Source organism: Rhodococcus sp. NPDC003383 (genome assembly GCF_053589115.1).
This window is the reverse complement of the sequence record NZ_JBSFRG010000001.1, coordinates 1-10,178: the sequence shown is the minus strand read 5'-3', so window position 1 is coordinate 10,178 and position 10,178 is coordinate 1. Positions and strand designations below refer to the sequence as shown.

Annotated in this window: 2 protein-coding genes; both read left to right on the top strand. The window is 70.9% G+C overall.

Going from position 1 to position 10,178, the window contains the following annotated elements; genetic code table 11:
- Nucleotides 1-160: 160 nt before the first annotated feature.
- Nucleotides 161-850, top strand: a complete 690-nt coding sequence (locus ACWDTS_RS00010; protein WP_450111485.1) for a DUF6875 domain-containing protein — start codon at nt 161-163, stop codon at nt 848-850.
- The coding region (locus ACWDTS_RS00005) for an amino acid adenylation domain-containing protein (RefSeq protein ID WP_450117272.1) at nt 847-10,178 on the top strand (9,332 nt) is incomplete at its 3' end. The genes ACWDTS_RS00010 and ACWDTS_RS00005, both read left to right, overlap by 4 nt.

Genomic DNA, 10,178 nt, shown 5'->3' with positions numbered 1-10,178 from the left:
CGTTCCGGAGCGCGAAACAGGTAGCGCACTACTCGTGACCCCGCCGGTGAAGCGGCCGAAAGTTATCGGCAGCACCGATCGCAGACATTCCCAAAAAACGGACATTCCCAGAAGACGGACCGCCATGAGTCCGACCATCCACAGTCACTTGGAGAAGCAAATGCCGGCTACCACTCGTCGCCTGGAAACCGCAACGTCCCCGGCGTCCACCCCTCCCGGTCCCTCCGTACGCGGCCCCCGATCGGGCATCGAACTCGTCAGCCTCTTCGACGGGTTCGCCATCGACGAGCACCCCAGCGCACCGACGGTGCGCCGCTGGGCGGTCGACTACCTGTGCCACCCGCACAAGGACCTCGGCCGGCGTGGCCCGGTCTGCCCGTTCGCCGGCCCGTCGATCACCCGGCGGTTGTTCTGGGCAGCGTTCGTCCCCGGCACCGACGTCGGGGAGGACCGGATGCGCGCCATCGCCGACGACCTCGCCGAGCTCTTCCCGGGACTTCCGCCGGACACCGGCGCCGACGCCGCCCTCAAGGCCGTCGTCGTGGTCTTCCCCGATCTGACGGACTACGACCTGATCGAGCGCGTGCAGAACGAACGCAAGTCCGACTTCGTCGTTCAGGGCCTCATGCTCGGCCAGTTCTACCCGGGCTGCACGGTGTCCGGTTTGCGCAACAGCGAGTTCCGAGCTCTCGACGCGCCGGTGCCCATGCTTGCCGTGCGGCACATGGTCGGCTCGGACTTCCCGTTCCTGACGGCCGACCGCGAATGGGTCCTGGCCTACCTGAAGAAGTTCGCGGGTTCGGTCCCGTCGTCCGTCCGCACCGAGATTGCGGAGAAGCTCGCGTCATGAGCACGGACTCGGCCGCGCCCGTTGCCTCCACCGGGCCGGCCGGCAAGGACAGCACGACCCCGTTTCCCCTCTCACCCGCCCAGTACGGGATGTGGTTCGCGCAGCAACTCGCACCCGAGGTGCCGCTGTGCATCGCCCAGTACGTGGAATTCCACGGGGCGCTCGACGTCGACCTGTTCCACCGGGTGGCCGTCGTGGCCGGGCTCGAGTTCGGTTCCGGGTTCCTGCGGCTGACCGAGGTCGACGGGGAGCCGTACCAGGTGGTCGATCCGACGCTCGACTCCGACCTCGAGGTGCTCGACTTCCGGGCCCACGAGGACCCGGTCGCGGCGGCCCACGCCTGGATGCACGCGAACTACACGGCACCGATGGATCCGGCCACCGACCGGCTCGTCGCGTCGTCGATCCTGCGACTCGGCGACGAGCACTATCTCTGGTACAGCCGAATTCATCACGTCGCGTTGGACGGCTACGGCGCGATGACCATGGTGAAGCGGATCGCGGCGCTGTACACCGCGGCGGCCGAGGGGCGTGAGCCCGAACCTCACGGTGCCGCCGACCTGCGCGCCCTGTACGACCTCGACCGCCGCTACTGCGAGTCGGCGCGCTTCGACTCCGACCGCGAGTACTGGGCCGAACGGCTCGCCGTCCTGACGGAGGGCTCGAGCCTGAGCGAGCGCCGGGCCCCGGCCGTTGCCGACAACACCCTGGTCACCGCCGCGCTCGCCGATGCCACCGCGGCCCGGCTTCTCGACACCGACAACCGCGCGAGCGGAAACTCGGCGGCCTCGATCATCGCCGGATTCGCGTGTTACCTGTCCCGGTTGACGGGCCGGCCGGAGGTGCGTGTCGACATTCCGGTGTCGGGCCGCACCACCGCGGTGTTGCGCCGGTCCGGTGGCATGGTCGTCAACGTCGCACCGCTGCGGATCGCGGTGCGACCCGACGACGCCGTCGGCGACCTCGTGGACCGCGTCCAGGGCGAACTGCTCGGCGCACTGCGGCACCAGCGTGGTGACCTCGCCACGATCATGCGCGACCTCGGCGCCGACACCCGCCGGGCGAGTGCCCCGATGGTGAACGTCATGCTCTTCCACGAGGAGATCGTTCTCGGGCCCCTCGTCGGTGAATTCCATGTGCTCACGTCGGGACCGGTCGAGGACCTGCTGGTCAACGTGTACCAGAGCGGCACACCGCCGACGACCTACCTCGAATTCCGGGGCAATCCCGGCCGCTATCGGGACGACGAGTTGCACGAACTCCACGGTGGATTCGTCGGATTCGTCCAGGAATTCGTGTCCTCGGCGCCCGATACGCCGCTGTCCGCGATCGATCCCGACAGCGTGCGTGCCGGCGAGCGCAGGCGCGCCGCGGCGCAGCACCTCGACTACTGGCGTCGCACCCTCGCGAACCTGCCGACGTCCGGCGGACCGGCGAGCGGCCCGACGTCCGCGCATCCGGAACACGGGGACCGCACCCGCGTCGCCGTCGATGCCCGGACGCACCGCCGGGCGCGATGCCTGGCCAGGGCCCACGACACCCGGACCTACTCGGTCGTGCACACCGCGCTCGCCGTTGCGCTGAGCAGATCCGTCGATTCCGACGACATCACGATCGGCGCCCCCGTGCGCGCCGGGACCGGCGTCGATGCCGTCGTGCTGCGCACGCGGGTGGAGGACGCGACCACCTTCTCGGAGGCCGTCGCCCGGACACGCGACTGTGAACTGGGTGCGTTCTCCCATACCGGGATCGAGCTCGCCCGGGTCCTGGACGAGCTGACAAGGGGCGGGCAGTCGCCGTCGCCGTGCCAGGTCGTGCTCGGAGTGCGCGAAGCGACCTATTCCGGCGTCGCCGGTGTGTCGATCACCGCCCCCGCACCCGGCGACCGCGGCGGATTCGGTGCCGTCCGGGTGACCGTCGCCGAGACGTTCACCGACGCCTGTCACCCTGCGGGCCTGACGATCGACTTCGAGTTCAGCGCCGCAGTCGACGCGGCGGCCGTGCGCGCCTGCGCGGATCGGTTCCGCCGCATTCTCGAACAGGGCGTGGCCGAACCCATGGTGCGGCTCGGCGACCTCGACGTCCTGTCGCCGCGCGAACGCGCCGAGCTGACCCCGGTCACCGGGGCAGCCGCGGTCCCCGCGGCCACCCTGCCGGATCTGCTGGCCGCGTCGGCCGGCACCGACTCCGACGCGGTCGCCGTGTGGTGCGGGGACCGGCGGATCACCTACGGCCGGCTCGACACCGACTCGAACCGACTGGCGCGGTTGCTGATCGCACGAGGCGCCGGGCCCGGAACGACTGTCGCCGTGGCGATCCCGCGCTCGTACGAGTCGGTGCTCGCGGTGTGGGCGGTCGCGAAGACGGGGGCCGCCTTCGTCCCGGTCGACCCCACCTACCCGTCCGCGCGCATCGAGCACATGCTCTCCGATTCGGGGGCGGCACTCGGGCTGACCGTCACGGCTTCGGCTCCGACGCTGCCCGGGGACGTGCCGTGGATGCCGATCGACGAACCCGCCGCCGTCGACGCGGTGGCCACGCATTCGCCGCAGCCGATCACCGACCGGGACCGCACCGCGCCGCTGCACCTCGACCACCCGGCGTACGTGATCTACACGTCCGGTTCCACGGGAACCCCGAAGGGTGTCGTCGTGCCGCACCGGGGCCTGACGTGTCTGTCGACGGAAGAGCGGGAGCGGTTCGGCGCCGATCCCGCGTCCCGCGTGCTGCACTTCGCGTCCCCGAGTTTCGACGCGTCGGTGTTCGAGATGCTGTGGGCCTTCGGTTCCGGCGCGCAACTGGTGATCGCACCCCCGGGCACCTACGGCGGAGACGATCTCGCCGCGCTGATGGACCACCGGGCGGTGACCCACGCGGTCCTGACGCCGTCGGTGCTCGCCTCCCTCGACCCCGTCGGGCGCGGGTCGCTCCGGTGCCTGGTGGCGGCCGGTGAGGCCTGCGCGCCGGAACTCGTGGCGCGGTGGGCGCCCGGCCGGACGATGTTCAACGCGTACGGGCCGACCGAAGTGACGGTCATGTCGAATCTCGGTGCGGTCGCGGCGGACGGCCCGGTCGGCATCGGCGGACCGATCCGCGGCATCGCCGAACTCGTCCTCGACGAGCGGCTGCGACCCGTGCCGGTCGGAGTCGCGGGAGAACTGTACCTGTCGGGCCCCGGCCTGGCGTGGGGCTACCGGAATCGGCCGGACCTGACCGCGGGCCGGTTCGTCGCGGACCCGTTCGGCGGACCCGGCAGCCGGATGTACCGGACCGGCGACGTCGTGCGATGGCGGCGCGCCGACGACGGCGGACTCGAACTGGACTACCTGGGGCGCAGCGACTTCCAGGTGAAGATCCGCGGCCTCCGCATCGAACTCGGCGAGATCGACGCCGCCCTGGCCTCCCATCCGGGTGTGCGTTTCGCCGTCACAGTCGGGCGGCTCGGCCCGGGCGGAGACACCGTTCTGGTGGCCTATGTCGTCCCGTCCGACGACGGAGAACCCGATGTCGCCGCGCTCACCGAGCACGTGCGCGCACGGGTTCCGGGTTACATGGTTCCCGCGGCCGTCGTCGTCCTCGACGACATCCCGCGTACCCCGGTCGGCAAGTTCGACCGCGCGGCGCTGCCCGCACCGGACTTCGCGGCGCCCACGCAGTTCCGCGCACCCCGCACCGCCCGCGAGTCGGCGATCGCGACGGCTTTCGCCGACGTGCTCGGCACCGGTGGACTCGGCATCGACGCGAACTTCTTCGACCTCGGCGGCAACTCCCTCAGTGCGACGCGGGTAGTCGCCCGGGTGAACACCGCGCTCGGCTCGGGTATCGGGGTCCGCGATCTGTTCGAAGCGCCGACCGTGGCGGCACTGGCCGCCCGAGTGAGCGCCCGGGACACCGCGGCCGGATCCCGGCCCGCCCTGGCTCGCCTCCCGCGCCCGGACCGGATCCCGCTGTCCCTCGCGCAACAGCGCATGTGGCTCGTCAACCAGCTCGACACCGGCTCCCCGGCCTACAACATCCCCATCGCGCTGCGGCTGACCGGCGATCTCGATCCGGACGCCCTTCGCGCCGCCCTGGCCGACGTCCTCGAACGGCACATCACGCTGCGCACCGTGTACCCCGGCTCCGAGGACGGGCCGCATCAGGTCACGCTCCCCGTCGAGGCGGTGCTGCCCGACCTGACGCCGACCGTGGTTCCCGACGAGACGACCCTGCGGGCCCGCATCGCGGAGCTGGGCGGAACCGGTTTCGACGTCAGCCGCGCCGCCCCGATCCGGACCGCACTGTTCCGGACCGGCCCGGCCGAGCACGCCCTTGTCATGGTGGTGCACCACATCGCGGCCGACGGTTCGTCGATGGTGCCCTTGGCCCGGGACGTCATGGTCGCCTACACCGCGCGCCGCGACGGTCACGCCCCCGACTGGGCGCCGCTGCCGGTCGACTACGTCGACTACACCCTGTGGCAGCGGGAGCTTCTCGGCAGCGACACGGACCCGCATTCGCGTGCCGCGGTCCAGCTCGGGTACTGGCAGCGGACGTTGTCCGGCGCGCCCGCGGTGCTCGAACTGCCGTGGGACCGGCCACGGCCGGTACACCGGTCGCTGCACGCGGGCACGGCGGACTTCAGGATGGATTCCGAACTGCACCGCCGCCTTCGAGAACTTGCCCGGCAACATGATTCGACGATGTTCATGGTGATGCACGCCGCGCTGGCGGTGCTGCTGGCCCGGCTCGGCGGATCCGACGACATCAGTGTCGGCACCCCGGTCGCCGGTCGGGGAGAGGCCGCGCTCGACGACGTCGTGGGCATGTTCGTCAACACGATCGTGCTGCGGACCGCCGTCGATCCGGCCGGTTCGTTCACCGGGCTTCTCGGCCGGGCGCGCGAGAGCGCGCTCGGAGCCTTCGCGCACGCCGAGGTCCCGTTCGATCAGGTCGTCGACGCCGTGGATCCGGAGCGGTCGACCGCGTATTCGCCGCTGTTCCAGGTGATGCTGGAGTTCCGGAACACCGAAGCCGCGCGCCTGGAACTGCCGGGCCTGACGGTCGAGCCGATCCTGCTCGATCCCGGCGTCGCACGCTACGACCTCCACCTGGGTCTCGTCGAAGAGTTCACCGAAAACGGTGCCCCCGAAGGAATATCGGCTGCGCTCGTCTACGCCGACGACCTCCTCGAGGAGACGACCGTGCGGGCGTTCGCCGAACGGTTCGTGCGCATCCTCGAGGACGTGACCGCCGACCCGTCGGCGCCGATCGAGACGATCGACATCCTCTCCCCGGACGAACGCCGCCACCTGGTGCCGGCGGCGGGCGCACCCGCGCTGCCGTCGAGGACGCTGTCCGAGCTGCTGACGGCGTCGGCGGCGACCGATCCGGACGCGATCGCCGTCGTCTGCGGAGACCGTCGAGTGACGTACCGCGAGCTGCACGACGAGTCGAATCGATTGGCGCACAGGTTGATCGAAGCAGGAGCGGGTCCGGAATCGGTGGTGGCGATCGCGGTGTCGCGGTCGGTGGAGTCGATCCTGTCGGTGTGGGCGGTCGCGAAGACCGGGGCCGCGTTCGTCCCCGTCGACCCCGGGTACCCGGCCGGCCGGATCGAGCACATGCTCGCCGATTCCGGTGCCGTGCTGGGCCTTACGACCCCGGACCGAGTCGAACAGCTGCCCGGCCTCGTCCCCTGGATACCCGTCTCCGAGACCGCCCACGCCGACGGCTCCCGGTACCGGGAGGTGCGGGTGCCGGTACGGCCGGAGCAGGCCGCGTACGTGATCTACACGTCCGGGTCGACGGGCGTGCCCAAGGGCGTGACCGTCACGCACGCCGGACTCGCGAACCTGGTTGCCGAGCAGCGCGCCCGGTTCGGATTGGGTCCGGATGCGCGGGTGCTGCACGCGGCGTCGCCGAGCTTTGACGCGGCGGTGCTGGAGATGTTGTGGGCCTTCGGATCCGGTGGCCGCCTGGTGATCTCGCAGCCCGGGGTCTTCGGTGGTCGCGAACTCGCGGAGTTGCTGGCGCGCGAGCAGGTCACCCATGTGGCCCTGACCCCGGCGGCGCTGGGCACGGTGGATCCGGTCGGGCTCGACCATCTGGGCACGGTGATCGTCGGTGGTGAGGCCTGCCCGCCGGAGCTGGTGGCGCGGTGGGCGCCGGGCCGGACCATGGTGAACACCTACGGTCCGGCGGAAGCGACGATCCAGTCGAACGCCGGACGGCCGCTCACGGTGGGAGATCCCGTGACGATCGGTGGCCCGATCCGTGGATTCGCCGAACTGGTGCTCGACGACCGGCTGCGGCCGGTCCCGGTCGGCGTGGCGGGGGAGCTGTACCTGTCGGGCCCCGCCCTGGCACGGGGATACCGGAACCGGGGTTCGCTGACCGCGTCGCGGTTCGTGGCCGATCCGTTCGGGACCCCCGGGCAGCGGATGTACCGAACCGGCGACCTCGTTCGATGGAAGAAGTGCGGCGACAACACATTCGAACTCGAGTACCTCCACCGCTCCGACGATCAGGTGAAGGTCTGCGGCTTCCGCATCGAACTCGGCGAGATCGAATCCGCGCTGCGGGCGTGCGACGGAGTCGAGCAGGCGGTGGCGAGTGTCCATCGTGGTGCGGTGGATCGGCTCGTCGGATATGTGGTGCCGGAACCCGGCGCCGAGCTGGATCCGGTCGCGGTGCTGGCACAGGTGGGGGCGCGGTTGGCGCCGCACATGGTGCCGGCGTCGGTGTCGGTGATCGATGCGGTGCCGGTGACGGCGAACGGGAAGGTGGATCGGGCGGCGTTGCCGGAGCCGGATTTCCGTTCGGGTGCGGCGGAGTTCCGTGCGCCGGCCTCGGAGACGGAGGCGGTGCTGGCGGAGTTGTTCGCCGAGGTGCTGGGGGTCGAGACGGTGGGGGCGCAGGATTCGTTCTTCGCGCTCGGTGGGGACAGCATCATGTCGATCCAGTTGGTGGCGCGGGCGAAGGCGCGGGGGTTGGTGTTCTCGCCGCGGGATGTGTTCGAGTGCCGGACGGTGGCGGCGTTGGCGCAGGTGGCGGCGTCCGGTGGTGCCGGTGTGGTGGTGCTCGAGGAGCTGCCCGGTGGTGGGGTCGGCGACCTGCCGCTCACCCCCGTCATGCACTGGCTCCTCGACCGCAGCCCGCTGCACCACACCCGCTTCTCCCAGGCGGTCCTGCTCGAACTACCTGCCGGCATCGACCACACGACACTCACGCGCACGCTCCAGGCCGTGCTCGATCGGCACGACATGCTGCGCTCCCGGCTGCGCTCGTCGAACGGGACGTGGACCTGGACCGTGCAGCCGACCGGAACCGTCGACGCCGACGATGTCCTCGTCCGCGTGGCCACCGACCCGCACGGCGACGACTTCGACGCCATCGCACACGCCGAACTCGACGCCGCCGCCGACCGGCTCGACCCGGCCTCGGGAATCGTGCTGCAGGCGGTGTGGTTCGACCCCGCCGGCACCGACTCGTCCGACACCGGAATCCCGGGTCGGCTGCTGGTCGTGATCCATCATTCGGCCGTGGACGGGGTGTCGTGGCGGAACCTCGTCCCGGATCTCGCGACCGCGTGGTCGCAGATCGCGGCGGGAGAGAACCCGCAGCTCGACGCGGTCGGTACGTCGATGCGCCGCTGGGCGCACGGTCTGGTCGAGGCCGCGCAGCAACCCGAACGGCTCGCCGAACTCGACTTCTGGCGCGCGACCACGGCCGGGGACGACCCGACGATCGGATCCCGCCCGCTCGATCCCGCGACCGACGTGACCGCGACGGCCGAGCACTTCTGCGTCGAACTGCCGACCGACGTGACCGAGGCGCTGCTGACCGCCGTCCCCGATGCGTTCCACGGCAGCGTCGCGGACGGTCTGCTCACTGCACTCGCGGTCGCGGCGACGGCCTGGCGCCGCAACCGCGGCACCCCGATCGACGACGCATTCATCGCCTTGGAAGGGCACGGGCGGGAGGAACAGACGGTACCGGGCGCCGAGCTGAGCCGGACCGTCGGCTGGTTCACCACCGGCTTCCCGGTCCGGCTGGACCTGGCCGGGATCGATCTCGACGACGCCTGCGGCGGCGGCCCTGCGCTGGACGCGGCCGTGAAGTCCGTCAAGGAACAGCTCCTCGCGGTCCCCGACCACGGCATCGGCTTCGGGCTGCTCCGCTATCTCGACGACGAAACCGCCTCGATCCTGCGCGAACACGCTGGGCCGCAGATCGGCTTCAACTACCTCGGCCGCATCGCCACCGGAACAGCGGACGGGATGCCGGCGGGACCGTGGATGCCCGTCGACGCCGGCTCGGAACTCGGCGGTGCCCAGGATCCGGAGATGCCGGTGCCCGCGGCGCTGGACATCAACGCGCTCACCCTCGACGACAGCACCGGCCCTCGGCTGCGCGCCACGTGGGCGTTCCCGACCGGGCTACTGACCGCAGGCGAGGTGCACGACGTCGCCGACCTGTGGTGCCGCGTGCTCACCGCGCTGGCGGAGCGCACCCGCATCCCCGGCTCCGGGGGACACACGTCGTCCGACCTGGACCTGGTGACACTGCAGCAGGCGCAGATCGAGGAACTCGAGCGGCAGTATCCGGACCTGGCTGACGTGTGGCCGCTGTCGCCGCTGCAGGAGGGTCTGCTGTTCCATGCGCTGGTGTCGGAGGACTCCGTCGACGCGTACCTGGTGCAACTGGTGCTCGAGCTGCGCGGACAGGTCGACGCGGAGCGGTTGCGGCGCGCCGGAACGGTGCTGCTGGACCGCCACGCCAACCTGCGCACCACGTTCGTGCCCGACGTCGACGGACGACCGGTACAGATCGTCCGGGATCGCGTCGAACTGCCGTTCACCGAGATCGATCTGTCCGCTCTCCCCGCCGACGACCGCGACCGCGAACTCGAACGGATCATGGCGGAAGACCGGGCGACACGATTCGATCCCGCGCAACCGCCGCTGATCCGGTGGCTGCTGGTCACCACCGGGCCGGACAGTCACCGGCTGATCATGACCAACCATCACCTGCTGCTCGACGGCTGGTCGACGCCGCTCCTCGTTCGCGAACTGCTGATGCTGTACGCGACCGAAGGCGACCCCGCCGGCCTCCCGCGGCCCACCTCGTACCGGGACTACCTCGCCTGGGTCGAGCGGCAGGACCGCGAACACTCCCTCGACGAATGGGCACGTGCGCTCGCCGGCGTCGACGAGCCGACACTGGTCGTCCCGGACGATCCAACGCGCCGGTACCGCGAATCACGGGACGTGTGTGCCGATTTCGGTGTGGAGGAGACGGCGGCGTTGTCGGCGTGGGTGCGTGATCGCGGGGCGACGTTGAACAC

Bases quoted from the DNA above. Each gene is read 5' to 3' on its own strand.
- ACWDTS_RS00010 (WP_450111485.1), top strand. From the start codon at position 161: ATGCCGGCTACCACTCGTCGCCTGGAAACCGCAACGTCCCCGGCGTCC.